Source organism: Nitrosomonas oligotropha, assembly GCF_009833085.1.
In the GTDB taxonomy this organism is placed as follows: Bacteria; Pseudomonadota; Gammaproteobacteria; order Burkholderiales; family Nitrosomonadaceae; genus Nitrosomonas; species Nitrosomonas oligotropha.
In genome coordinates this window covers 1-22,847 of the sequence record NZ_QRBZ01000021.1, presented here as the reverse complement: position 1 = coordinate 22,847, position 22,847 = coordinate 1, and the positions used below count along the sequence as shown (strand labels likewise).

The 22,847-nt window shown below is 51.9% G+C and carries 24 protein-coding genes, 1 pseudogene and 1 riboswitch; of the genes and pseudogenes, 8 read left to right on the top strand and 17 right to left on the bottom strand.

Features of this window, described 5'->3' with window-relative positions:
• Positions 1-5 precede the first annotated feature (5 nt).
• From mltG to ABD07_RS06680, 9 genes are all read right to left on the bottom strand, one after another.
• Positions 6-1,001, bottom strand: a complete 996-nt coding sequence (mltG, locus tag ABD07_RS06720; RefSeq protein ID WP_108699006.1) for an endolytic transglycosylase MltG — start codon at positions 999-1,001, stop codon at positions 6-8.
• 18 nt (positions 1,002-1,019) lie between these two features.
• Positions 1,020-2,261, bottom strand: coding sequence for a beta-ketoacyl-ACP synthase II (gene fabF, locus ABD07_RS06715; RefSeq protein WP_108699005.1), 1,242 nt, complete (start codon positions 2,259-2,261; stop codon positions 1,020-1,022).
• Between the two features lie 36 nt (positions 2,262-2,297).
• The gene (gene acpP, locus ABD07_RS06710; protein ID WP_090316324.1) at positions 2,298-2,540 is read right to left on the bottom strand and encodes an acyl carrier protein; all 243 of its coding nucleotides are present in this window, start codon (positions 2,538-2,540) and stop codon (positions 2,298-2,300) included.
• A 186-nt stretch (positions 2,541-2,726) separates the two neighbouring features.
• The gene (gene fabG, locus ABD07_RS06705; protein WP_160817656.1) at positions 2,727-3,470 is read right to left on the bottom strand and encodes a 3-oxoacyl-ACP reductase FabG; all 744 of its coding nucleotides are present in this window, start codon (positions 3,468-3,470) and stop codon (positions 2,727-2,729) included.
• Positions 3,471-3,520: 50 nt separating this feature from the next.
• Complete coding sequence (fabD, locus tag ABD07_RS06700) at positions 3,521-4,462, bottom strand: ACP S-malonyltransferase (protein ID WP_160817655.1); 942 nt, start codon at positions 4,460-4,462, stop codon at positions 3,521-3,523.
• 3 nt (positions 4,463-4,465) lie between these two features.
• On the bottom strand, positions 4,466-5,422 hold the full coding sequence (locus ABD07_RS06695; protein WP_108699002.1) for a beta-ketoacyl-ACP synthase III: 957 nt from the start codon (positions 5,420-5,422) through the stop codon (positions 4,466-4,468).
• Positions 5,422-6,462, bottom strand: coding sequence for a phosphate acyltransferase PlsX (plsX, locus tag ABD07_RS06690; protein WP_108699001.1), 1,041 nt, complete (start codon positions 6,460-6,462; stop codon positions 5,422-5,424). Before plsX ends, ABD07_RS06695 begins: the two co-directional genes overlap by 1 nt.
• 66 nt (positions 6,463-6,528) lie before the next feature.
• Positions 6,529-6,708 carry a 50S ribosomal protein L32 gene (rpmF, locus tag ABD07_RS06685; RefSeq protein WP_090316306.1) on the bottom strand — a complete coding sequence of 60 codons (180 nt, stop codon included), beginning with the start codon at positions 6,706-6,708 and terminating at the stop codon, positions 6,529-6,531.
• An 18-nt stretch (positions 6,709-6,726) separates the two neighbouring features.
• Positions 6,727-7,242, bottom strand: a complete 516-nt coding sequence (locus tag ABD07_RS06680; protein WP_160817654.1) for a YceD family protein — start codon at positions 7,240-7,242, stop codon at positions 6,727-6,729.
• A 56-nt stretch (positions 7,243-7,298) separates the two neighbouring features.
• On the opposite strand from ABD07_RS06680, the gene ABD07_RS06675 reads away from it, so the two are divergent.
• From ABD07_RS06675 to ABD07_RS14960, 7 genes and pseudogenes are all read left to right on the top strand, one after another.
• Positions 7,299-7,895, top strand: coding sequence for a Maf family protein (locus ABD07_RS06675; protein WP_164502779.1), 597 nt, complete (start codon positions 7,299-7,301; stop codon positions 7,893-7,895).
• 131 nt (positions 7,896-8,026) lie between these two features.
• On the top strand, positions 8,027-8,368 hold the full coding sequence (locus tag ABD07_RS06670; RefSeq protein ID WP_240142450.1) for a hypothetical protein: 342 nt from the start codon (positions 8,027-8,029) through the stop codon (positions 8,366-8,368).
• 111 nt (positions 8,369-8,479) lie between these two features.
• Positions 8,480-8,566, top strand: a pseudogene (locus ABD07_RS15375) (hypothetical protein); the annotation flags it as partial.
• A complete protein-coding gene (locus ABD07_RS06665; protein ID WP_476703648.1) occupies positions 8,544-9,917 on the top strand; it encodes a TolC family protein in 1,374 nt (457 codons plus the stop codon). The pseudogene ABD07_RS15375 and the gene ABD07_RS06665, both read left to right, overlap by 23 nt.
• A gap of 27 nt (positions 9,918-9,944) precedes the next feature.
• Entirely contained in the window at positions 9,945-11,444 is a 1,500-nt protein-coding gene (locus tag ABD07_RS06660; protein ID WP_160817710.1) for an efflux RND transporter periplasmic adaptor subunit, read from the top strand.
• A gap of 33 nt (positions 11,445-11,477) precedes the next feature.
• A complete protein-coding gene (locus ABD07_RS06655; protein WP_160817652.1) occupies positions 11,478-14,654 on the top strand; it encodes an efflux RND transporter permease subunit in 3,177 nt (1,058 codons plus the stop codon).
• Positions 14,655-14,838: 184 nt separating this feature from the next.
• Entirely contained in the window at positions 14,839-15,507 is a 669-nt protein-coding gene (locus ABD07_RS14960) for an FxDxF family PEP-CTERM protein (RefSeq protein WP_240142449.1), read from the top strand.
• A gap of 136 nt (positions 15,508-15,643) precedes the next feature.
• Here the strand turns inward: ABD07_RS14960 and ABD07_RS06645 are convergent, their stop codons facing one another.
• The 8 genes from ABD07_RS06645 to mgtE form a co-directional block, all read right to left on the bottom strand.
• Complete coding sequence (locus tag ABD07_RS06645) at positions 15,644-15,985, bottom strand: type II toxin-antitoxin system PemK/MazF family toxin (RefSeq protein WP_160817651.1); 342 nt, start codon at positions 15,983-15,985, stop codon at positions 15,644-15,646.
• Positions 15,978-16,208 (bottom strand): type II toxin-antitoxin system MazE family antitoxin, encoded by a 231-nt coding sequence (gene mazE / locus ABD07_RS06640; RefSeq protein WP_160817650.1) that lies wholly within the window; start codon positions 16,206-16,208, stop codon positions 15,978-15,980. The genes ABD07_RS06645 and mazE overlap by 8 nt, the downstream gene beginning before the upstream one ends.
• 98 nt (positions 16,209-16,306) lie before the next feature.
• Positions 16,307-18,502 carry a bifunctional 23S rRNA (guanine(2069)-N(7))-methyltransferase RlmK/23S rRNA (guanine(2445)-N(2))-methyltransferase RlmL gene (rlmKL, locus tag ABD07_RS06635; RefSeq protein WP_160817649.1) on the bottom strand — a complete coding sequence of 732 codons (2,196 nt, stop codon included), beginning with the start codon at positions 18,500-18,502 and terminating at the stop codon, positions 16,307-16,309.
• 79 nt (positions 18,503-18,581) lie between these two features.
• Positions 18,582-18,794: an RNA-binding S4 domain-containing protein gene (locus ABD07_RS06630; protein WP_160817648.1), complete on the bottom strand. Its 213-nt coding sequence runs from the start codon at positions 18,792-18,794 to the stop codon at positions 18,582-18,584.
• Positions 18,787-19,035 carry a VF530 family protein gene (locus ABD07_RS06625; protein WP_160817647.1) on the bottom strand — a complete coding sequence of 83 codons (249 nt, stop codon included), beginning with the start codon at positions 19,033-19,035 and terminating at the stop codon, positions 18,787-18,789. Before ABD07_RS06625 ends, ABD07_RS06630 begins: the two co-directional genes overlap by 8 nt.
• A gap of 133 nt (positions 19,036-19,168) precedes the next feature.
• A complete protein-coding gene (locus tag ABD07_RS06620) occupies positions 19,169-19,822 on the bottom strand; it encodes an NADPH-dependent FMN reductase (RefSeq protein WP_160817646.1) in 654 nt (217 codons plus the stop codon).
• A 90-nt stretch (positions 19,823-19,912) separates the two neighbouring features.
• Positions 19,913-20,308, bottom strand: a complete 396-nt coding sequence (locus ABD07_RS06615) for a hypothetical protein (RefSeq protein ID WP_160817645.1) — start codon at positions 20,306-20,308, stop codon at positions 19,913-19,915.
• Positions 20,309-20,596: 288 nt separating this feature from the next.
• Positions 20,597-22,039: a magnesium transporter gene (mgtE, locus tag ABD07_RS06610; protein ID WP_160817644.1), complete on the bottom strand. Its 1,443-nt coding sequence runs from the start codon at positions 22,037-22,039 to the stop codon at positions 20,597-20,599.
• A gap of 344 nt (positions 22,040-22,383) precedes the next feature.
• Positions 22,384-22,470, top strand: a riboswitch (cyclic di-GMP riboswitch).
• 112 nt (positions 22,471-22,582) lie between these two features.
• On the opposite strand from mgtE, the gene ABD07_RS06605 reads away from it, so the two are divergent.
• Positions 22,583-22,847: hypothetical protein (locus ABD07_RS06605; RefSeq protein ID WP_160817643.1), on the top strand; the 265-nt coding region annotated here is incomplete at its 3' end.

Sequence of the window (22,847 nt, the reverse complement as noted above, 5' to 3'; positions counted from 1 at the left end):
TGATTTTATTTTTGTAGCTTCTGGTATTTATTTACCGCTTTATTATGGTCTGCCAGATTGGTGGAGAAGTGTGATTCCCCATTACCTTTAGCCACAAAATACAGCGCATCGGTTTTAGCCGGATTCACTGCCGCACGAATGGAAGCCAGACTGGGCAGGGCGATCGGAGTGGGCGGCAAACCTGCGCGAGTATATGTGTTGTATTCCTGATCCGCAAGCAGATCCTGTTTGCGCAAATTACCGTTAAACTGTTCGCCCATGCCGTAGATGATCGTCGGATCGGTTTGTAACCGCATCCCTTTGCGCAGCCGGTTGGTGAATACGCCTGCTATTTCAGCGCGATCACTCTCCAGGCCGGTTTCTTTTTCAATAATGGAAGCCAGAATGAGCGCTTCGTAAGGCGAGGCTAGCGGCAACGATCCGGCGCGCGACTCCCAGCTGGATTGCAGGTGATTTTGCATGGTGCGATAAGCGCGCTGCAAGATTTCGATATCGCTGCTGTCGCGCACGAAAAAATAGGTATCGGGAAAGAACAACCCTTCGGCTGCGCTTTCAGTTGCGCCGATCAAGCGTAAAATTTCCGGGTCACTGAGTCCGGCCGTATGATTTTGTATAGCCGGATGTTCATTCAATGTTTTTCGCAGCTGCGCAAACGTTGAGCCTTCAAGGATTCTGATCTCATGCTGCTTGGCGTCGCCCTTGGTCAGATAGTCTAACAGCGCAATCTGGGTGATATTCTCGGTCAGCAGATAGTCTCCGGCTTTGATCGCGGATTCCAGGTTCAGGTAACGCGCCAGCAGGATTAATGACCATTTGGTGTGGATGACACCGGCATCGGCCAGTTGCTGGGCGGTTTGTTTCAGGTTGCTGCCATGCCGGATAGAAAATTCATACGGCTTAACCGGCAGGGTGATACTGGAATGCACATGAAGATAAAACCATCCGATGAGCAGGATGGTTGCGAAAAACGCATAGAACAAAAGGCGTTTCAGCGTGTGCATGCGCCACAGACGATGATTTTATATGCTACGGAAAACGAGCGTTCCGTTAGTTCCTCCAAACCCGAAGGAATTGGATAGCGCGACTTTGATATTCATGTCCCGTGCGGTATTGGGGATGAAATCCAGATCGCACTGCGGATCCTGATTAACCAGGTTGATGGTCGGCGGTGCAATGTGCTGATGGATTGCAAGTACGGAGAAAACCGCTTCCACGCCACCGGCTGCGCCGAGCAAGTGCCCGGTCATTGATTTCGTTGAGCTAACCGCCAGTTTCTTGCTATGTTCGCCGAAGCAGCGTTTGACTGCGATGGTTTCGGCAATATCACCCAATGGTGTGGATGTGCCGTGCGCATTGATGTAATCGACCTCCGTGGTATTAATGCCCGCATTCTTGAGGGCATTGGTCATACAGCGTGCAGCGCCCTCACCATCGTCGCAAGGAGCGGTCATGTGGAATGCATCGGCGCTCATGCCAAAACCGGCCAATTCCGCATAAATTTTTGCGCCGCGCCGCTTGGCGTGCTCCAATTCTTCCAGTACCAGAACACCGGCGCCTTCGCCCAGAACAAAACCATCGCGGTCGATATCCCAAGGACGGCTGGCGGTTTCCGGGTTGTCATTGTTTCCGGATAATGCTTTGGCTGCGGCAAATCCACCGATGGCAAGCGGCGTTACACAGGATTCCGCGCCGCCGCACACCATGACATCGGCATCGCCATACTCGATCATACGGGCCGAGTTGCCGATACTGTGTGTGGCTGTGGTACAAGCCGTCACAATCGCGATGTTGGGGCCTTTATAGCCATACATGATGGATAAATTACCCGCGATCATATTGATAATGGTGCTGGGAATAAAGAACGGGGAAATTTTACGCGGTCCGCCTGCATGGTACGCCGTATCGGTATTTTCGATCATCGGCAAGCCGCCGATGCCGGAACCGATATTGACGCCGATTTTTTCCGCATCAAGATGTGAGATATCATCGATACCCGCGTCTTTGACGGCTTGAATCGCCGCCGCCATGCCGTAATGGATAAAAATATCCATGCGGCGGGCTTCTTTTACAGAAAGATATTGGTTGATATCGAAATCTTTTACTTCACCTGCAATTTGTGAAGCAAAACTCGATGCATCAAAACGGGTGATCCGGGTAATGCCGGATTTTCCTGAGATGATGTTCTCCCATGCGCTGGATACTGTGCTGCCTACCGGCGACACAATACCCAATCCGGTAACGACTACCTTGCGTTTGGACAAAATAACTCCGCTTACTTGTTCTTGAAAAACAAACGACTAACTTGCGCTGGTGTTTGCGGTGACGTAATCAATCGCTTCCTGGACGGTATTTATTTTTTCAGCTTGCTCATCTGGGATTTCACATTCGAATTCTTCTTCCAATGCCATGACCAGCTCAACCGTATCGAGCGAATCCGCTCCCAGGTCGTTGACGAAAGACGATTCGTTTTTAACTTCTGCTTCATTAACACCAAGTTGTTCAGCTACAATTTTTTTAATACGCTGCTCAATATTTTCCATCTAGGTATTTCCTTTTCAGGTAAGAAAAATGCGTGCCATTCTAACAAATTTTGAATGCCAGCAAAACCAAAACATAACTGCGGATAAATAACTTTCTCTTTAAGTTTCTAATTAGGTACGTATTATAAGAAATGTTTTGTGATTGTTTTGTGATTAACCGGTTGCTGCAATCCAGCGGAATCAATATTAATCCATATACATGCCGCCATTTACATGCAGTGTCGTGCCTGTGATATAGCCTGCGGCGGACGATGCCAGAAAAGCGACCGCTGAAGCGACTTCTTCCGGACGGCCTAATCGCCCCAGTGGAACGTGTTGAATTAAGCTCTGCTGGAATTCATCAGCCAGCGCGCGGGTCATGTCGGTATCGATGAAACCGGGAGCAACGCAGTTGACAGTAATGTTGCGGCTGCCCACTTCACGCGCCAATGATTTACTGAATCCGAACATCCCCGCTTTTGCGGCGGCATAATTGGCTTGCCCCAAGTTGCCCATCGCGCCGACAACGGAGGAAATGTTGATAATGCGGCCGTAACGGGCTTTCATCATGGCGCGGAGAACTGCACGGCTTAACCGGAATACTGATTTTAAATCGGTTTCCAATATATCGTCCCATTCCTCGTCTTTCATGCGCACCAATAAATTGTCCCGCGTGATACCGGCGTTATTGACCAGTATTTCCACTTCACCGAATTTTTCCCGTATGGTTTGGAGGGCGTGATTGATTTGCTCGGCATCGTTGACGTTTAAAGCAATCCCCATTCCTTTGATACCGGATTTTTCCAAATATTGATTAATCGTGCTGACACCGTTTTCCGTAGTTGCCGTTCCAATCACAACAGCGCCCGATTGCCCCAGTTTGATTGCGATTGCTTGCCCGATGCCCCGGCTGGCGCCCGTGATCAAAGTTATCTTATTTTCCAAAACCATACCTCCTTAAATCGAGCCATGATAATGTGTTGCGAATGTTCATTGTAATGCTATGTCCTTAAATGGTTAATCGCTTGTTTGACGGCTTCACCATCCGCCAGCGACAGCTGTTGCAGGTTTGGATCAATGCGTTTGTTGAGTCCGGCCAATACTTTTCCCGGGCCGCATTCGACAATATGGGTAACACCGTTAGCGGCAAATGCTTTGACGGTATCCACCCAGCGTACCGGGCTGGTGAGCTGGCGGATCAGAATTTCTTTGATATCCGCGGCATCGCTATGCGTTTTTACATCGGCATTATGCAGAACCGGGATGCGCGGCGGTTGCAGGGTTACATGGGCTAGCTGCTGCCGCATGCTGTCAGCCGCCGGTTTCATCAGTGAACAGTGCGACGGGATGCTCATGGGCAGCATGATGGCGCGTTTCGCTCCCTTCGACTTGGCCAGTTCGATTCCCTGCAAAATAGCATTCTTATGTCCGGCGATGACAATTTGTCCCGGTGAATTGAAGTTGGCCGGTTCCAGGGATTCTTCACTGTTTTGACGGGTAATGTCACGGCAGATGGTTTCGATGATTTCATCGTCCAATCCCAAAATCGCCGCCATGCCGCCAACACCTTCCGGCACGGCTTGCTGCATGGCTTGCGCGCGAAAACGCACCAATGTCAAGGCATCGGCAAAACTCAACACTTCGGAGGCGACCAGCGCGGTATATTCACCCAGGCTATGCCCAGCCATCAATGCCGGTTGTTCGCCACCCAGGCTTGTCCAGGCGCGATATACTGCGATACCTGCGGTCAGCATGAGCGGCTGGGTATTGATCGTCAGATTGAGATCATCCGCCGGTCCGTTAACGGCCATAGACCAAAAATCCTGTTTAAGGATATCGGATGCTTCCTGAAAGGTTTCCTGAATGACAGGTAAATCGGTGTATCCATTCATCATGCCGACGGATTGCGATCCCTGGCCCGGAAATACAAATGCACATTTCATAAATCACCAACGCAGTAAGACTGCTCCCCATGTAAAACCACCGCCGACACCTTCCAGTAAAACCAATTGATCGCGCTGAATACGCCCGTCACGCACAGCCATATCGAGCGCGAGCGGAATGGAAGCGGCGGAGGTGTTGCCGTGTTTATCCACGGCCACGACCACTTTGTCCATCGGTAATCCAAGTTTTTTGGCGGTGGATTGAATAATCCGGATATTTGCCTGATGCGGAATCAGCCAGTCGATATCGGTGGATTGCAGATTGTTTTTTGCAACTGCTTCCTGCACGACTTCTTCCAGCACTTTGACCGCGAATTTAAAAACAGCATTGCCTTCCATATTGATGTACGGCGTGCCCTGTACTTTACCGCCGCTGATACTTCCCGGTGCGGAAAGAATGTTGCTGTGACTGCCGCTGGCGTGCAGATGCGTCGATAGTATGCCGGGCTGATCGCTTTGCGAAAGCACCACAGCGCCCGCGCCGTCACCGAATAAAACACAGGTGTTGCGGTCATTCCAATCCATTATTTTGGAATAGATTTCGCTGCCGACCACGAGTGCATTGCGGCACTTGCCGGAACTGACAAACATATCGGCGGTGGCGAGCGCATAAACAAAACCGCTACAGACCGCTTGCACATCAAAAGCCGGGCAGTTTTCGATGCCCAGCTTGTTTTGCAAAATACAGGCGGTGCTCGGGAAAATCATGTCCGGTGTGGTGGTGGCGACGATAATGAGATCGATGTCCTGACCGGTCACACCGGCAGCTTGCATGGCATTCTGACATGCATACAGCGCCAGATCGCTGGCCACTTGATCTTCTGCGGCAATATGCCGCTGCGTGATGCCGGTGCGCGTGCGGATCCACTCATCACTGGTATCCACCATGCGTTCCAGATCAAGATTGGTGAGAATTTTCTCCGGTAAATAACTGCCTGTTCCAGTGATTCTTGAATACATTATCGTATTATTTCTTTAGAGGAAGTTTGAGAATGACGGGAGAACTCGGCTACCCGTTCACTGATGCGCCGCAGCATGCCGCCGCGCACTTCGTCGGCGGCGCGCTTGATGGCAAAACCGAAAGCATATTTGTCCGCCGAACCGTGGCTTTTAATCACGATGCCGCGTAAACCCAGGAAACTGGCGCCGTTATAACGCCGATGGTCAACGCGGCGCTTAAAGGAGTTGATGACCGGCATCGCGATTACACCGGCGAGTTTCGTCAGCAGATTGCGTTTGAATTCCTCACGCAAGTAAGCTGCCAGCATTTGTGCCAAGCCTTCGGAAGTTTTTAGTGTGATGTTGCCGACAAAGCCATCGCATACCACGACATCCGTGGTTCCTTTGTATATATCGTTGCCTTCCACGTTGCCATAAAAATTGAGACCGCTATTACGCAGTAGCTCGGCCGCCTGTTTGACTATTTCATTGCCTTTGATTTCTTCCTCGCCGATATTGAGCAATCCCACGCTTGGAAAGGCTTTATTCTCTACCGAGGATACCAGGGATGCGCCCATGATGCCAAATTGGAACAAGTGTTCCGCCGTGCAATCGACGTTAGCGCCCAAGTCCAGCACATAAGTGTGGCCGGTGCTGGTCGGCAGTATTACCGCCAGCGCCGGGCGGTCAACGCCTGGGATCGTTTTTAAGACAAAGCGGGAAGTGGCCAGCAATGCGCCGGTGTTGCCGGCGCTGATACAAGCCTGGGCCTCACCGGTTTTGACGAGATTGATGGAAACGCGCATGGAAGAATCTTTTTTACCACGCAAGGCTGTAGCCGGCGATTCATCCATGCCGACGACTTCACTCGCCGGATGGAGCCGGATTCTGGGACCAAAATCGGATTTTGCGGCGCGTAATTCAGCTTCGATGGCATCAGGGATACCAACCAAAATAATATTGGCTTCAGGGTCCTGGCGCAAATATTCGAGTGCGGATGGAACGGTAACGTGGGGGCCATGATCGCCCCCCATACAGTCTATTGCTACAGTGATATCCAATTTCAGTGCTCTTGCGGCTGGAGGAAACTATAGTTGATGCGATCTGTAGCAATAGGAATTATGTTTTTAATCGTTTTTGGTTTTAACCACTTTTTTGCCGCGATAGTAGCCGTTAGGGCTAATATGATGGCGCAAATGAATTTCTCCCGTGCTTGATTCAACCGCTAATGGCGGACTGGTCAAGAAATCATGCGAGCGGTGCATGCCGCGTTTTGATGGGGATTTTTTATTTTGCTGGACTGCCATGTGAATAACTCCTTGAACTCAATTTGTCTTTTTTAATGCTGCCAATGCTGCAAAAGGGTGTGCCGGTTGTGTTTTATCGGCTAAGCCGTTATCAGTTGATTTCAGTTTAAATATGTTGCATTCGTCATCTGCGTGACACAATGAGATTGATAAGCTGAGAATCACTTCATCTTCGATTAAATTAAAAACATCCAAATCAGGGGTTGCTAAAATTGCATCAATCGTATCGTCATCATCGGCCAGATCCAGCTCTGTTTCGTTTTTCGCCAGTATCAGGAATGTCCGCAAATCAATATGATGCACTAATTTATCAAGACAACGCTGACAATGAAGATGGATTTTTCCGGTTATTTCAATGTATAACCCCGGTCTTTCATTCTTGTCGAATTGGCCCCTGATTTGATAGATTAGCTCCCCTTCCTGATCAAATAAGCGATCATGTAAGCGCACAAGCTCAACCAACGGGATTTTACCATGACGACTGCCCGCATTATGCGCAAAATCCAGAGAGTCTATGACTAACCTATCAGACATAAGGCGCGCATGTTATATTTTTTAAACCTAAGTGTCAAAAATTACAGAAGGAAATTTTGAAAACACAAAACATTACCCCGCAAATTATACTGGGATCCAGCTCGATTTATCGTAAGGAATTATTGCAACGGTTGCAGATCCCGTTTGAAACGGAACATCCGGATATTGATGAAGCGCCGCTGCCCGGTGAATCTCCCGAAGAAACGGCCGTGCGTTTGGCCGAGGCAAAAGCGCGCGCTGTCGCGAAGACGTATCCGCATGCCTTAATTATCGGTTCCGATCAAGTCGCGGCATTGGGAAATACTCCGCTCGGCAAGCCATTGAGTCATCAGAATGCGATAAAACAATTGCAATTGGTTCAAGGTCAAGAAGTTGTTTTTTATACCGCTTTATGCCTGCTGAATAGCGCAGCGGATCGCTTGCAATCGCGTGTCATTCCCTATCACGTGAAATTCCGGCCGCTGAGCGACCGGCAAATTGAAAATTATTTATGCAAGGAGCAGCCGTATCACTGCGCCGGTAGTGCAAAATCGGAGGGACTGGGGATTGCGCTCATTGAACGCATGACCGGGGATGATCCGAATGGTCTGGTCGGATTGCCGCTGATCGCGCTGGTGGATATGCTGATGGCTGAAGACGTTGGGATCTTCTAAAGTCTGATTTTTTTAGAGATTTCTAAATTGCAAATAGCATCATTCTGTGAAATGATTATACTTAAATGAAATTTTCATTTTTTATAGATTAATTCTTTATGCGGAAATATTCGGCTTATCCAATCATCTTTATGCTTATTGTCAGCATACTGACGAATGGATTGAGCTTGTCGTTCAGAGGCGAAGTATTTGCCCACGAACTGGATCATGTCCGTCAATCCTTGTCCGCCGATCCTGCAACGCATTTGGAGCTGCATCGCAATAATGTGTCGTGGGAAGGTGTTGATCTCGATGCAGCAACGCATTTGTGCCTGCATTCGGCAGGACAATACCAACCGTTTTTCTTTCATTCTTTCCCCTCGATTCCCGGTGTGATTGTGACAGAAGTTATGGCGGTATTCATTTCTTCCTTGATTCCCGAAACAATTCCGGATTTACCCCTGCGTCCTCCGCGCGCCCTTCGTTTGCTCTAAACCAGATTTAAAAAAGTATTGTTTGTGGATGGTAATAATCCATAGCTATGCAAGAAACAGATCCATTCTGATTTTTCGATGATCCGTTTTACATTTGCATAGCCGAGGTGTATGCGGAGGATTTATGACATTGAGCGGCTTATCGATCGCGCCGTGCTATTGGGCGGTATCCGGATTGCGGCGTATCTTGCCGGGGTTCATCTTTTTGCTGGGTTTCTCATTCCAGACCAATGCTGGCGCCGATGCTTTCGGTGTTGCGCCAAATGGCACCAAAGGTCAAGCAGCAGAGTTGTCCGTGCAGGAAACGGGCGATCTCACGTTGCGTGACGCGGTCAATCTGGCCTTGCTGCGTAATCCCGAATTGGCCTCGTTTGCCAAGGAAATGCGCGCGCTGGAGGGGGCGACCCTGCAAGCGGGGCTGTTTAGAAACCCGGAATTGTCGGTGAATGTCGAGAACCCCGGGAATATACAAAAGCTGAGTGGCGACATTAATTCACAGGATTCGGTATCGCAGGAAGTGGTGCAGCAGCTGACCACTATCCGCCTTGGGCAATTGATTGAATTGGGCGGCAAACGCGCCGCCCGGGTTGGCGCCGCGCGGTTGAATGAGGAACTGGCTGCGCGGGACTATGAATCCAGGCGTGTGGAAATCATAGCCCGGGTGGCTAATGTGTTTACCGAAGTGCTGGCCGGCCAGGAACGGCTCAAGCTCGCGGAGGAAACCAGGCAGCTGGCGCAAAATGTGGTGGATACCGTGGTTCTGCGGGTGCAGGCTGGCAAGGTGCCACCCATTGAGGAAACCAGGGCTAAAGTTGGACTGTCCACGGCGCGCATCGAATTCGAGCAGGCGCAACGGGATTTGATTTCCGCCCGGAAGCGGCTTGCCCTGCTGTGGGATAGCGCCACGCCGCAGTTTGCTAAAGCCTTGGGGATTTTGGAAACATCGATTGCGCCGCCCGATTTTCAAATGCTGCAAGATCGTGTGCTGGAAAATCCGATGGCGCTGCGCGCCGTGAAAAACATCGAACATCGCAAAGCGTTGCTCGAAGTCGAGCAAACCCGCCGTATTCCTAATCTGACCCTTAGTGCCGGTGCTGTGCATCATGCGCAATTGGGCGGCACCACAGCAGTCGCGGGCGTCATGATTCCACTGCCGCTCTTCGATCGCAATCAAGGCAATCTCAAGGAAGCTTATCAGCGCGTGGATAAAGCCGTCGATGAACAAGTGGCGACCGACATACGGCTGAGAACCGAGCTGGCGCAGTCGTATGAAATGATGTCGGCGGTGTGGAATGAAATCAATATTCTGCGCGATGAAATTTTGCCCGGTGCACGGAGCGCCTTCAATGTAATGCGCAGAGGTTACGAACTGGGAAAATTCGGTTTGCTGGAGCTGCTCGATGCACAGCGCGTGCTGTTTCAGAATCAACTGCTCTATGTGCGTGCGCTGGCAAACTATCAGCGCCTGATGAACGACATAGAACGCCTGATCGCGGCGCCTATCGATAGTGTCAAGCCAAAGCATGAGATCAGCGGACGTTTGCCTTAACAGCGGAAAAAGTAAAAAGGATACATGATGAATAAAACGCGATTGATGCCAATTCTGATCGTCATTGCCATAGGCGTTGTACTGGCGGGATTGATTTTGTTGCTGGATAAACCGTCGGCGGTCACAGCGGAGACAGCGGCTGGCGATGCCAACCGGATAGCGGGCGAGACTCAGCCGGATATCGGGCCAAGAGGCGGTAAATTGTTTGCCGGTGATGGTTTCGGGCTGGAATTGACGATCTTTGAAAAAGGCGTGCCGCCGCAGTTCCGGGTTTATCTGTACGAAAACGGCAAGCCGCTTCCACCGGCCGCCGCCAAGGTGTCTATTGCATTGACACGGCTTGGGGCGCCGGTGCAGCTGATTAAATTTGCACCGGAAGCCGATTATCTGCTCGGCGATCAGGTGGTGGAAGAACCGCATTCATTTGATCTGGCGATTGCCGCCGAGCGCAACGGCCAGACATTCCGCTGGGGTTCCAGTCAAGTCGAAGCGCGCTTGGAAATGACGGATGAGATGCTCAAAACGATCGGTGTCGAGATACAAACGGCCGGTCCGGCCATGATCAAGTCAACACTCAAGCTGCCGGGCGAAATTGTGTTTAATCCCGATAGGATCGTGCAAGTCGTGCCGCGTTTGCCCGGCGTGGTAGCCGAGGTGAACTTCGAGCCGGGACAGATGGTGAAAAAAGGCGATGTGCTGGCGGTTATCGAAAGCCAAATGCTGGCGGATTTTCATAGCCAGTTCATGGCCGCTCAGAAACGGCTGTCACTGGCGCGGACCGTTTATCAGCGGGAAAAACAATTGTGGGAAGAAAAAATATCCGCCAAGCAGGATTATCTGGCGGCGGAACTGGTATTGAACGAAGCCCAGATCGCTGCTGATCTGGCTGCGGAAAAACTGAAAGCGCTGGGTGTGCGGCCTGAATCGGGATTGCCGGCAAAAGAACTGACCCGTTATGAAGTGCGCGCGCCGATTTCCGGGCTCATCATTACCCGGACGGTGGCTCTGGGCGCGGCATTGAAAGAGGACATCACCATCTTTACCGTGGCCGATATGTCGACGGTGTGGACGGCTGTGACGGTGTACCCGAAAGATCTGAGTATCGTCAGAGTCGGGCAGAAAGCCTTGGTCAAAGCCACCGCCTTCGATGTCGAAGGCGAAGGCGCTGTCACGTATATCACCACGCTGATCGGCGGGCAGACGCGCACGGCCACGGCGCGGGTCATTCTGGATAACAAGGACGGCCGCTGGCATCCCGGCATGTTCGTCAACATCGAGCTGGTATCGGATGAAATAGAAGTGCCGGTTGCAGTTTCGGCGCAAGCGATACAAACATTCCGCGACTGGACGGTGGTGTTCGGCCGCTATGGCGGTTATCTCGAAGCTCGTCCGTTGGAATTGGGCCGCAGCGACGGCAAAATGGTCGAGGTATTGAAAGGATTCGCTGCCGGGGAGCGCTATGCTTCGGGCAACAGCTTCGCCATCAAGGCTGATATCGATAAAGCCGGTGCATCGCATGACCATTAGCCAACCCTAAAACAAGCTACCCAAGGAAAAATCATGTTTGAACGCATTCTGAAAATATCGATATATCAGCGCGGGCTTGTTTTATTGGCAGTGCTGGCAATGGCCGCATTCGGCATGTACAACTACCTGAAGCTGCCGATCGACGCGGTGCCGGACATCACCAATGTGCAAGTGCAAATCAATACCACGGCACCCGGTTATTCACCCCTGGAAGCCGAACAGCGCATTACCTTTCCGATCGAGATGGCGATGGCCGGTTTGCCCGGTCTCGAATATACCCGTTCTCTGTCGCGTTACGGCTTATCGCAAGTCACGGTGATTTTTAAGGATGGCACCGATGTCTACCTGGTGCGGCAACTGGTCAGTCAGCGCATTCAGGAAGTCAGAAGCCGGTTGCCAGCCGCGATTGTTCCGACCATAGGGCCGATTTCGACAGGTCTGGGCGAAATTTTCATGTGGACTGTCGACGCCGACCCCGAAGCGCGCAAACCGGATGGCACGCCGTATACCTCGATGGATTTGCGCGAATTGCAGGATTGGATCATCAAACCCCGCATGCGTATGGTGAAAGGGGTGACGGAGGTCAATTCGGTCGGGGGTTACGTCAAGCAATTCCATGTCACGCCCTATCCGGAGAAACTGATTTCGTTCGGCCTGACGCTGCAAGATCTGGTGCTGGCGCTGGAGCGTAACAATCTCAATATCGGCGCGGGTTACATCGAGAAAAGCGGCGAACAGTATCTGGTCAGGGTCCCGGGGCAGGTGGCCGATCTGGTCGAAATCGGCGAGATTATTCTGGGCAGTAATCAGGGCGTGCCGATACGCGTCAAGAACGTCGCCGATGTGTTGATCGGCAAGGAATTACGCACCGGCGCAGCGACGCAGAACGGCCACGAAGTGGTGCTGGGTACGGCGTTTATGCTGATCGGGGAGAATAGCCGCACCGTTTCGCAGGCGGCGGCGGAAAAACTGACCGAGATCAACCGCGGTTTGCCTGACGGTATCAGTGCAACGCCGGTTTATAACCGCACTACGCTGGTCGACAAAACCATCAGCACGGTGTCAAACAACTTAATGGAAGGCGCTACGCTGGTCATCGTGGTGTTGTTCATATCGCTCGGTAACCTGCGCGCCGCGCTGATCACCGCGCTGATTATTCCGCTGTCGATGTTGTTCACCATCAGCGGCATGGTGGCCAGTAATGTCAGCGCCAATCTGCTGAGTCTGGGCGCGCTTGATTTCGGCATCATTGTCGACGGCGCTGTCATCATTGTGGAGAACTGCATACGCCGACTTTCGCTGGAACAAGCGCGAGTGGGGCGGGAGTTGACGCCCGACGAACGTTTCGAGATTGTTTTCGATGCGTCCAAGGAAGTCAGGGAAGCCCTGCTGTTCGGGCAGATCATCATCATGGTGGTTTATCTGCCGGTATTTGCGTTGTCCGGAGTGGAAGGCAAGATGTTTCATCCGATGGCATACACGGTGTTGCTGGCGCTGCTGGGCGCGGTATTTCTGTCGGTGACATTTGTGCCGGCGGCGGTCGCCATGTTTTTGTCCGGCAAAATGATGGAAAAAGAAGGCGCTGCGGTGCTGTGGGCGAAGAAAATCTATGCGCCGGCGCTGGATGCCGCGATGGATAACAAGGGATTGACGGTCACCATCGCCGCTGTCATCGTGATTTTGTCGCTGCTGCTGACCACGCGCATGGGCAGTGAGTTTATCCCCAGCCTGGACGAAGAGGATATTGCGCTGCACGCCATTCGCATTCCAGGCACCAGCCTCAGTACAGCCATCGAGATGCAAAATGAGCTGGAGGAAACGATCAAGAAGTTTCCCGAAGTCAGCCGGGTGTTCTCCAAAATCGGTACCGCGGAAATTGCTACCGATCCCATGCCGCCCAGCGTTGCGGATATTTTCATCATCATCAAACCGCAATCCGAATGGTCCGGTAAGTATCGCACCAAGCAGGAATTGATCGCAGCGATGGAAGCGGCGGTGCTCAAAGTGCCGGGTAACAATTACGAATTCACGCAACCGATCCAGATGCGCTTCAACGAACTGCTATCCGGGGTGCGTGCGGATGTTGCGGTGAAAGTGTTCGGCGACGATCTCGATGTCATGCTCAATCTTGCCGAACGGATTGAAAAAATCATCAAAGCGGTGCCCGGCGCGGCGGATGTGCGGGTGGAACAAATTACCGGCTTACCGCTGCTGTCGATTCAGATGGACCGCACCAAGATGGCGCGTTACGGCCTCAATGGCAGCGATGTGCAAGACGCGATCAATATCGCCATCGGCGGCAGAACGACCGGTTTGATTTTTGAAGGCGACCGCCGTTTCGATCTGCAAGTGCGGCTGCCGGAGCAAATCCGCGGCGATATCGAAACACTCAAGCGCCTGCCGATCAAGCTTCCTGTTCCCAATCCGGCGGGTGCGCCGAACGCGCCAAATACCCCAAATGCGCCAGCCGCTCCTTTGCTGGCCTATGTCGCGCTGGGCGAGGTGGCCGATCTGCACATTGCCAAGGGCCCCAACCAGATCAGCCGGGAAAACGGTAAACGCCGCGTGGTGATCACCGCCAACGTGCGTGGCCGCGACATCGGTTCCTTCGTTCTGGAAGCGGAAGAGCATATTGCGAAGCAGGTTAAGATTCCACCGGGATATTGGTTATCCTGGGGCGGGCAATTCGAGCAATTGATCATGGCGGCGCAACGCTTGCAGATTGTCATTCCGCTGGCGCTTGGATTGGTATTTTTCCTGTTGTACACCATGCTCGGCAGTGTTCGCGATAGCTTGCTGGTGTTCAGCGCGGTGCCGTTGGCGATTACCGGCGGCATCGTCGCGCTGTGGTTGCGCGATATTCCGCTCTCGATTTCCGCTGGCGTGGGATTCATCGCCATGTCCGGCGTGGCGGTGCTGGATGGTCTAGTGCTGCTGTCGTTCATTCGCGATTTGCGCGCGCAGGGGCTGAAACTCGACGAAGCCATCCGAACCGGCGCGCTATTGCGGCTGCGCCCGGTTTTGATCACGACCTGGGTGGAATCATTGGGCTTCCTGCCGATGGCGCTGAGCACCACTACCGGCGCCGAAGTGCAACGCACCCTGGCGACTGTGATGATCGGCAGCACATTGTCGCAGTCGTTACTGTCGTTGCTGGTAGTGCCGGTGTTGTATCAGCTGGTGCATCGGCGGAATGCAACGGCCAATTGAAGTTTTGATTCTGGTTTATTGAGCTCAATCCGGCAGGTGTACTGATATCATATCCTGCCGGATTTATACTTGTATTTCTACTGATATCGGCTGCGCCGTTTTTGCGCGATGATTGGACGAGTGTAGTGAATGCCTTGCTGCTTGCGGTTTTTAGGATCAAGATTTTTTAACAATGGAGGCCATTATGAAATACTCGGGTTATTTTGGTGCATTGATTGCGGTGTTTGCGTCTTTTTCCGTGCAAGCGAGCACCGCGCTTTTTAGTGAAGATTTTGAATCCGGCTTGGGACAATGGAATCCCATTGGAACCGGTGTTGTCGTTGCCGATCCAGCGAATCCGTTGAGTGGCAACGATGTGCTTTCATTTACCGGGCTTGGCTCTGGCGGGGATATTTTTACCGCCGGTTCCTTCTTCGCGCCGTCGCAAATTTATACCGTTAGTTTCGATTATTTGAGTGTCGAGACGCCAGGTTCTGCCACTACCGATCTAGGCGGATTCGTGGGTATCAGTGATAGCAAACCAGGATCACACACTTGGATCGCGGGTACTCAGGCCGGTTATCCGGGACTCAGCGTGGTATTGACCCATAACGGGGCGTGGACAAATTATTCGATCACGATTGATGCCAATACCGCTCTATTTGTTTATGGCGGTACTCCCATGAATGGTATGCCGCTGCATCTCATGCTGGAAGATTTTGTCGGGTCTGACGCAATTGCAGGCAACGTATACTTTGATAATATCGTTGTGACGGCCGTTCCTGAACCCGAAACGTATGCCATGTTGCTGGCTGGACTAGGGCTGCTGGGGTTCACTGCACGTCACCGCCGCCATAACTGCAAGCAAGCCTGAACTCGAGAACGTATTACGGCGCAAATTACAGTCAAAAGGTAATAAAAATCCAGATCAATCCAGGGTATTCCTCTGGATTGATCTTCTAGAACTGCAACAATCGGATGGTGCGTGGTCTAGTTCTTGCCCGGTAGGCCTACAAATCAAACACGATAGTTAGGGCCGCTTTAACAGCATCGATATACTGACTTTCCAGTTTTCCTTGTTTTCTGCCAATCCTGGAAACATCAACAGCACGTAATTGCTTGAGGTTGATGTGGCGGTTTTTATCCAAACCGTTTTCTTGGGTTGGTTCCAGGTTCACTGCGAAAGGCCAGGGTTTGTGATTCGGTAGCAGAGGGGCAACAATCAACGTTCTGGATTGTATATTGACAAGGTCGCCTTGAAGAATCACGCACGGTCTCAGTTTCTTGGTTTCCGCGCCCTTTGCCGGTTCAAGATCAATCCAGTGAATATCCAGTTGCTTGAATTCAGTCATTGATCAGACCATCGGACAAGGTGCTTTCCCATGACTGTAATTCTTCCTGATAATCGGTATCTGCGGCTTCTTCCTGATTGGCTTTGATTAACGCCTGTCTGAGGAAATTAGAGCGTTCTTGTTTCAGCAACGCGTTGATGTACGCGCTACGGTTTTCACCGGCAACTTGATCTAGAAATGCAAAAATTTCATCATCCAGCGTGATGGTGGTTCGATGTGTCATAATTTAACGCACACGTATGTGAAGACAATATGATCATACGAAGAAGTATGATCGTTGTCCAGTGCGGATAGGATGCGTGTCGTATTACTACAGGACGTTCAGCGGGAAATCTTCCAGCAGTAATGAATCTTGGCATCGCGGGCGAAATCTTCGGGGATCATCTTTGCACTGATGTCTTCGATGATCCAATCGCTGAGCGCGTCCGTGTCCATTTTGAAACGGCGGAAGTTGGTCGAGAAATACAAGGTTCCGCCCGGCGCCAGCAGGGCGGCGGCGTTGCGGATCAGCGCCACGTGGTCTTTCTGGATGTCGAAAGCTTCGTCCATTTTCTTGGAGTTCGAGAAAGTAGGCGGGTCGAGAAAAATCAGGTCGAATTGCGGTTTTTGTCTGGCAGCGGCTTGCTCGGCCAGCCATTGCGAGCAATCGGCGCGCACCAGCCGGTGATCGCCGTCAATGCCGTTGAGGACGAAATTCCGTCTGGCCCAATCCAGATACGTGTTCGACATATCCACCGTAACACTCGATACCGCGCCGCCAATCGCCGCATGTACCGTGGCGCTGCCGGTGTAGGCGAATAAATTCAGGAAGCGCTTGCCCTTGGTTTGTTGCTGGATCAGCAGACGCATGGGCCGGTGATCGAGAAACAGGCCGGTGTCGAGATAGTCCTCGAAATTTACCCAAAACTTGCAGCCGCTTTCTTCCACCACATGAAAGTGACGCGAGTCGCTCAGTTTCTCGTATTGATCGGTGCTTTTCTGTTTGCGGCGAATTTTTAGAAACACCTGATCGGCAGGAATTTCCAGCACTTTGGGAATCTCCGCCATCACACCGGCCAGCCGCAGATTGGCTTTTGCGGGATCGACTGTTTTCGGCGATTCGTATTCCTGCACGTTGACCCAGGTCTGCTCGCCTTGGTACACATCCACGGCCACCGCGTATTCGGGCAGGTCGGCGTCGTATAGCCGGTAGCAATGGATCTGATTTTGTTTGGCCCACTTGGTCAGTTTTTTCAGGTTCTTGCGTAGGCGATTGGCGAACATTTCCGCTTGGCTGTCGGCTTGACCGGATTGCGCGCGGCGGCTGATGTGTTCGATGCGCTCCTGCTGCGATTTGGCTTTCGGTTCGAAGAAAGCTTTTTCCTCGATGGTGAAGCGCAATAACTTGCATTCCAGCGCGCCATTGAACAATGTGATCGGCTTGTGCGAGCGGATGCCCAAGCGGAAGCCCAATTCCGGGTTACCGATGATCATCGCCGCTTGCCAACCGGTGAAGCGCTGCTTTAATACCTCGCCAAACTGGCGGTAGAGCAAGGCGGCTTGTTCTTCATCGCCGAGCCGTTCGCCATACGGCGGGTTGCAGACGATCAGCCCTTTCGTCCAGCTTTCTGCTGCGGAGGCGTCGGCGATGTCGCGTTTTTCGATGTGGATTTTTCCCGCCAGTCCGGCGTTTTCGACATGCTGCAATGCGGCGGCGACGGTGCGGCGATCCTGGTCGAAACCGGCAATCACCGGCAATTTGCCCAAGCCTATCTCACGGCGCTGCTGCGCATCGTCCCAGACGTTTTGCCAAAGTGCAGTGTCGTGCTGTTTCCAGCCGAGAAAACCGAAATAATCGCGCTGCAACCCCGGTGCGATATCCCCGGCGATCAGCGCGCCTTCCACCAGCAGCGTGCCGGAGCCGCACATCGGATCAATCAATGAGCCGCCTTGTGCGGCAATGTCCGGCCAACCGGCGCGCAGCAAAATGGCCGCCGCCAGGTTTTCCTTGATTGGCGCGGCGATGCTGACTTCGCGGTAACCGCGTTTATGCGAACTTTCGCCGGATAAATCCAGGCTCAACTGTGCGGTGTCGTTGTGCAAATAAACATTGACGCGGATGCTCGGGTACTCGGTATCAATATTGGGGCGGCTGCCGAACTTGGCGCGCAGCTGATCGACGATGGCGTCTTTCACTTTGAGCGCGCCGAAATGCGTGTTGTTGATCGCCGGATTATTCTTGCTGTTAAACGATACCGCCAGACTGTCGTCGGCGTTCAGATGCGCTGACCAGTCGATGCGTTGCACGCCATCGTAGAGATCCTGCTGCGATTTCACCTCGAAGCTGCTGAGCAGCAACAGCACGCGGCTGGCGGTGCGCAGCCATAAGCAGGCGCGGTACGCCATCGCCAGGTCGCCTTGAAAAGCCACTCCGGCGAGTTTCTGCTGTACATTTTGCCCGCCGAGCGCTTGGATTTCATTGGCGAGTATGCCTTCCATCGCTTTCGGCGTGGTGGCGAAGAGTTGGTATTGCGTCATGGTTTACGGTCTGGGCTGAATAACCGCGTAGGATACTCGAATGTGCTGCCAGCGCGCTGGCTTTTTTGAACCGGATGGCTCAGCGTGTTACGGTGATTTGCTCCCGGGCATATTCCACCACTTGGCCGCTGCGGATCTTGCAGGTTTTGCGCAGCTCGATCTGGCCATCCACTTTGACCTTACCCTTGGCGATCACGGTCTTGGCTTCGCCACCGCTCCCACACAGACCAGTGATTTTCAACAGATCGTTCAATGCAATCGTGTCGTGCCCTTTAAGACTGAATTCACTCATGGTTACCTTGTTTCAATTGGATGTAGAGGGCCTCGACTTTCTCTCTGGCCCACGGCGTCTTACGCAGAAATTTCAAACTGGACTTGATGCTGGGATCTTGCTTGAAGCAATTGATATCGATCCTTTTAGCCAGCCCCTCCCAGCCAACCTGCGCATGCAGCTCGGTCAGCAGCGCTTCCAGGGTAACGCCTTGCAAGGGGTTTTTGGTTTGCGGGTGCTTGTTGCTTTCAGGGGCGGGCATGGTGACAGGGGTAATCTTAATTGGGCTGTATTATACGGGCTGCATCTGCCCGGGAATGAAACATTTGAACCCTACTGAACATTTTCCATATCCAGCATGCGACTTGGGTTGAGCAGTTTAGCAACTCATAAGCTTAGGGAGCATTTCTTTGTGAGGGATCTTTTTTAAAAGCAGGCGCCAGTTTAAGCGGATCGATAACATCTCGCTGATTTTTGGCGGCGGATGCCCACCAAGTGAGCTGCGCGAAGGATCGGGCAAAATAGTTCGTCCATCTCTCCGCGTCGACGGACGCGAGAAAGCTTCCATCCTCGGCGAGCACTTCATGCGCCTTCGGGATATGAATCATCGCCGAAACCGGCAAGCAACCCAATTCCGACAGAAAAGACCGCATTCCCACCGCCGCCCTGACACCGCCCCATTGTCCCGCCGAATAAGTGACGATCGCGCTGGGTTTGTACGAAAACAGCGAGCTGCCGAAGTGATTGAGCAAATGCGTCAAAGCAGGGCTCAGCGAATGATTGTATTCCGGACTCACCATGACATAGCCGTCCGCGGCTGCAATCTTTTCCGCCAAGGATTGAAGCTGAGCGGGCGCTTTGCCCTGTGCATAAGCAAAGTGTGGTTTGAATATGAGTCCAAGATCAAAATCCAGCGGATCGATCAGATCCACTGAAATATCGCCTTGGTGAAGCTGCATCACACAAGCGTTTGCGACTCTCAAACCGAGCCGTGGAGGGCTAGGGGGTGAACTGCCTCGGACTGTGCCGAGGAAGATTAGGAGTTTCATCTGTATTCTATGAAAAATTGGTATAAGGTAAAAGTGAGGGGCTGCGTGCTTTTGTACAGTCCCTCTTGATTGTTGCCGGGTTGGGCAAATTCATTCACCGCTGATTTCAGGGACTGAAGGCCAGTTGGGGCGATTTGCCTTAACCCAGTTTTTTAACTTCCTTCTCGCTGAATCGCCAGCAGTATCGATTTTTAGCAGAACACAAACCTCCTTCCATGTATTTAAATCTTTTCTTCCTTTAAGCTCAGGCACGCTTGCCGCCCACTGTTGAGGGCTAGGGGAGGGAGTCTTCTTTGGTTCTTTCCTTACTGTGGCCAATGATTCCGACAACAGCTGATCCAGCTCGTCGTCTACTTTCTTTATTTTAATATGCTCTTGTAGAACACGCCTTAGCGCGGCGTTAAACGAGAGATTCTCAAAGGGCTTCGGCTTTGCAAGCCGTTCCACTAATGCAGCAATATCTTCATCGACGGTAAACTGTGGCATATGGATCTCCTATGTAGAATGAAGCACTAGTGTATTACTATAAATCACTAGTGTCAATATAATGTCACTAGTGATTTGTGGCTGCCTCATGTAGTCATGCATAGGAAGTTGTCGCAGAAAGTGTGGGAGTCGGATTAATACGCTCGACTTGATATATATGACATGATTTGTCCAGTAATACTCAGGAGGTGTTGTTTAATCATAGTTAGGAATAGATATCTTGTTGTTAAAACTTATTAAGAGTTATTGCAATCGCATAAATTCTGTCAGCCAATGTGCCATTCTCTTTTACAACAAAAAAATCGTCGCCAGTCCCAGAAAAATAAAGAAACCGCCGCTATCGGTAACAGCCGTAATCATCACGCTGGAACCGATGGCCGGATCGCGGCCGAATTTGCGCAGGGTCAGCGGGATCAGGACACCGAGCAGCGCGGCCAGCAGCAGATTCAGCACCAGCGCCAAGGTCATGACCAGACCGAGTTCGGCGTTCTGGTAAATGGCGAAGGTAAACAAGCCGACGATGGTTCCCCACAGCAGGCCGTTGACGATACTGACGCCGACTTCCTTGGTGATCAATTTCCAGGCGCTGCTGGTGTTGATTTGATCAAGCGCCAGCGCGCGCACGATCATGGTGATGGTTTGGTTGCCGGAGTTGCCGCCGATGCCGGCAATAATCGGCATCAAGGCGGCGAGCGCGACTAATTTTTCGATGGAGTCTTCAAATAGGCCGATGACGCGGGAGGCGATGAACGCGGTGACCAGATTGACGGCCAGCCACACCCAGCGGTTTTGCACGCTTTTTAACACCGGTGCGAAAAGATCCTCTTCTTCGCTCAAACCGGCCAGGTTCAGCGCTTCGTTCTCGGCTTTGTCGCGGATGAAATCGATCACGGTGTTGACGGTGACGCGGCCCAACAGTTTGTCGTTTTCATCCACCACGGAAGCGGAAACCAGGTCGTAACGCTCGAACGCATTGGCCGCCTGTTGCGCGACATCGTCCGGGTGCAATTTGATTATTTCGTTGGTCATGACATCGGCAACCAGCGTATCAGGATCGCTGACAAGCAGACGGTTGATCAGTAATACGCCTTTCAACTGCTCATTCCGGTCAACCACGAAGAGCTGGTCGGTGTGATCCGGCATTTCATCCAGCATGCGCAAATAGCGCAACACGACCTCCATGCGGACATCTTCGCGAATCGTGATGACGTCGAAATCCATCAAGGCGCCGACCGAATCCTCCGGGTACGACATGGCGGCGCGCAGTTGCTCGCGCTCTTCCACGGGGAGCGAGCGAAAAACATCGTCCATGACTTCCTGCGGTAAATCGGGCGCAAGGTCGGCGATCTCGTCGGCATCGAGATACTCCGTCGCCGCGACCAATTCCTGATTGTGCATGTCGGTAATCAGTGTGGCGCGGACGGCGTCGGATGTTTCCAGCAGGACTTCCCCGTCCCGGTCCGATTTGACCATGCTCCAGATCAGCAGCCGGTCTTCCAGCGGCAATGCTTCGAGAATCAGCGCGATGTCAGCGGGATGGAGCTGGTCCAGGAAGTTTTGCAGTTCGGACAGATTTTGTTTCTGCACCGTGGATCCAGCCAGCGATTCTTCCGGCGCATCCTGCAAATTCACCAGTCCTTCCACCAGCTTGTATTTGCGTAACAGAAACGTGACCTGCTGCAGCGGCGTCGGTGAATTGTCCTGATCGTTGTCGTTGTCCGTTTCTGTCATAACAGGTTTGCGCTGGTGAGGCAGCTTTCTCGTTGGGAATAAATTCAGCCTGCTTATACGCTGAATAGTTTGCAATTTGATGACTGGAAAGTATAACCGCCCGGACTATGTCAGCACCAACAAAATATTGGACGGCAAACCGGGGCCGTTCTACTTTTTTGTGTTTTTACGATGCGGTGCTGACAGTTCTTGTAGCCAGCTGACAAGAAACGTCACTTATTCTTTGTTTGGTTTCTGCTTATCCATGATGAGAATACGTTTAATTTATTTGTTAATTGTATTTTCTTTAATTGTCGACCGGCAAATTCTTGACTGGCACAGTTCCTGCTTATAGATGGTTCGTAGTATGAAAAAGGCAAACCCTGTGAAAGCAGGGGACGCAAAGTCACTGATCTAACGGGCCAATGCCCCAGGATAGCAGGACTGCCAGATAACGCTATCGTCTTGATCATATATGTGATTTTGACAAGTTCGAACGAAATAACTTCGATATAAGCATATCCACGCAGTTCCGTCCTTTTAACGTTAAGGAGGAACCCTAATATGAATTTCAATCATCAAAAACGACAAACTGTCAATCAGCTGGCAACGGATGACGCAGCGGAATTAATGAAAAAAACTGGAACGAGTTGCAAGACCAAGTTGAGTGCTGGTGTAGTGCTCTTGATGCTTGCATTGGCGACTGTTCCCGTCACCCATGCGGCCGGTCTGCTTTTTAAATCTAACTTTGGTGCGGGTATATCACTCGGAGCGCCCTATGGTTTTGCTACTAAAGGAGCTTATCAAGATATTACCGGTACAGACAAGG

Excerpts from the sequence above, each read along its gene's own strand:
- mltG (WP_108699006.1), bottom strand. The coding sequence starts at position 1,001 with ATGCACACGCTGAAACGCCTTTTGTTCTATGCGTTTTTCGCAACCATC.
- acpP (WP_090316324.1), bottom strand. The coding sequence starts at position 2,540 with ATGGAAAATATTGAGCAGCGTATTAAAAAAATTGTAGCTGAACAACTT.
- fabG (WP_160817656.1), bottom strand. The coding sequence starts at position 3,470 with ATGGTTTTGGAAAATAAGATAACTTTGATCACGGGCGCCAGCCGGGGC.
- fabD (WP_160817655.1), bottom strand. The coding sequence starts at position 4,462 with ATGAAATGTGCATTTGTATTTCCGGGCCAGGGATCGCAATCCGTCGGC.
- ABD07_RS06695 (WP_108699002.1), bottom strand. The coding sequence starts at position 5,422 with ATGTATTCAAGAATCACTGGAACAGGCAGTTATTTACCGGAGAAAATT.
- rpmF (WP_090316306.1), bottom strand. The coding sequence starts at position 6,708 with ATGGCAGTCCAGCAAAATAAAAAATCCCCATCAAAACGCGGCATGCAC.
- ABD07_RS06680 (WP_160817654.1), bottom strand. The coding sequence starts at position 7,242 with ATGTCTGATAGGTTAGTCATAGACTCTCTGGATTTTGCGCATAATGCG.
- ABD07_RS06670 (WP_240142450.1), top strand. The coding sequence starts at position 8,027 with ATGCTTATTGTCAGCATACTGACGAATGGATTGAGCTTGTCGTTCAGA.
- ABD07_RS06660 (WP_160817710.1), top strand. The coding sequence starts at position 9,945 with ATGAATAAAACGCGATTGATGCCAATTCTGATCGTCATTGCCATAGGC.
- ABD07_RS06655 (WP_160817652.1), top strand. The coding sequence starts at position 11,478 with ATGTTTGAACGCATTCTGAAAATATCGATATATCAGCGCGGGCTTGTT.
- ABD07_RS14960 (WP_240142449.1), top strand. The coding sequence starts at position 14,839 with ATGAAATACTCGGGTTATTTTGGTGCATTGATTGCGGTGTTTGCGTCT.
- ABD07_RS06645 (WP_160817651.1), bottom strand. The coding sequence starts at position 15,985 with ATGACTGAATTCAAGCAACTGGATATTCACTGGATTGATCTTGAACCG.
- mazE (WP_160817650.1), bottom strand. The coding sequence starts at position 16,208 with ATGACACATCGAACCACCATCACGCTGGATGATGAAATTTTTGCATTT.
- rlmKL (WP_160817649.1), bottom strand. The coding sequence starts at position 18,502 with ATGACGCAATACCAACTCTTCGCCACCACGCCGAAAGCGATGGAAGGC.
- ABD07_RS06630 (WP_160817648.1), bottom strand. The coding sequence starts at position 18,794 with ATGAGTGAATTCAGTCTTAAAGGGCACGACACGATTGCATTGAACGAT.
- ABD07_RS06625 (WP_160817647.1), bottom strand. The coding sequence starts at position 19,035 with ATGCCCGCCCCTGAAAGCAACAAGCACCCGCAAACCAAAAACCCCTTG.
- ABD07_RS06620 (WP_160817646.1), bottom strand. The coding sequence starts at position 19,822 with ATGAAACTCCTAATCTTCCTCGGCACAGTCCGAGGCAGTTCACCCCCT.
- ABD07_RS06615 (WP_160817645.1), bottom strand. The coding sequence starts at position 20,308 with ATGCCACAGTTTACCGTCGATGAAGATATTGCTGCATTAGTGGAACGG.
- mgtE (WP_160817644.1), bottom strand. The coding sequence starts at position 22,039 with ATGACAGAAACGGACAACGACAACGATCAGGACAATTCACCGACGCCG.